The following is a 1,448-nucleotide window of genomic DNA, read 5'->3' as shown; positions in this document are numbered from 1 at the left end:
GTGAACCGCACCCAATTTGTTAGACAAATAACTAACAATTGGAGGTGCGGTTTTATTATGTCTAGAAAATATAAATTCGAATTAAAAAGAAATGCCGTTGAACATTATTTAAATACAAATGATTCTTTTAAAGTGACTGCCAAAAAATATCAAGTCAGTATATCGTTATTAAAAGAGTGGGTGGCACGTACTAGAGAACAAGGAATAGAGTCCTTAAACTCTAAATGTACAAGGTATGACATTCAGTTTAAAATGGAAGTATTGAATTTTATGAACAATACAGGAGCTTCGCCCCTACAAGCGGCCGCTATGTTCAACGTTCCATCTCCTCGTACCGTTAGGAAGTGGCGATCAATGCTAGAATCACAGGGGATAGATGCTCTTCGTAAAACAAGTAAGGGGTACTCCACTGTGAAGAAGAAACAGGCTATTGCACCTAAGAAAAAACAAAATATTAACTCTCAAAATGATTTACAAAAAGAAATTGAATACTTACGCATGGAAAATGCTTATTTAAAAAAGTTACACGCCTTAATTCAACAAAAACAACAATCTCTGAAAAAGACAAAGCACACATAATATATGAGTTAAGGCATGAATATAAAATTATCGACTTGATTAAAGCGGCTGAAATGGCTCGTAGTACATATTATTACTGGGTGAAACAAATGAGTCGTGAAGATAAATATAACGAGGTTAAAGAAAGTATTAAGCAGATTTTTCAGGAACACCAAGGGCGATATGGCTATAGGCGTATCACACTTGAATTACGTAATCAGGGCTATACCATTAACCACAAAACCGTCCTTCGCTTAATGAATCAATTAGGGTTAAAATCGTTGGTAAGAATCACTAAATACCGCTCTTATCGCGGGAAGGTTGGGAAGGTAGCGCCAAATGTCTTGAAGCGTGATTTCAAGGCCTCTAAGCCTAATGAAAAGTGGGTTACAGATGTTACTGAAGTTCATTTGTTTGGTGAAAAACTCTACCTATCTCCTATTCTAGACTTGTTTAATGGTGAGATTATTTCCTATAATATTGAGAAACGCCCTACATTCCTTCTAGTCGAAAGGATGTTAGATAAGGCTTTAAAATGCTTGGATAAAGAAGATACTCCTATCCTTCATTCAGATCAAGGTTGGCACTATCAAATGGATAGATATCAATATATTTTAAGAGAAAATAATATAACTCAAAGTATGTCCCGTAAGGGAAATTGCTTAGATAATGCAGTCATTGAAAATTTCTTTGGCTTATTAAAATCTGAATTACTTTATCTTAAAGATTTTGAAAGTATGGAACACTTTAGGGAAGAACTAGAGAATTATATTTATTATTACAATAATAAAAGGATTAAGGCAAAATTAAAAGGATTGCCTCCTGTAAAATACAGAATTCAATCCTTATTAGCTGCTTAAATATATGTCTAACTTTTCGGGTCCAGTTCA

General features: G+C 34.1%; 1 protein-coding gene. It reads left to right on the top strand.

What is annotated here, in order from left to right; genetic code table 11:
- Positions 1 to 57: 57 nt before the first annotated feature.
- Positions 58 to 1,418 (top strand): IS3-like element ISBce15 family transposase gene (locus PQF83_RS28445; RefSeq protein WP_085963576.1). Its coding sequence is split into 2 segments (ribosomal slippage): positions 58 to 514 and positions 514 to 1,418, totalling 1,362 coding nucleotides; the frame shifts between segments, so codons are not numbered across the junction.
- The last annotated feature ends 30 nt before the right edge of the window (positions 1,419 to 1,448 follow it).

This window comes from Bacillus sp. FF-1 (assembly GCF_028548245.1).
In the GTDB taxonomy this organism is placed as follows: domain Bacteria; phylum Bacillota; class Bacilli; order Bacillales; family Bacillaceae_G; genus Bacillus_A; species Bacillus_A paranthracis.
This window is presented reverse-complemented; position numbering and strand designations above follow the sequence as displayed.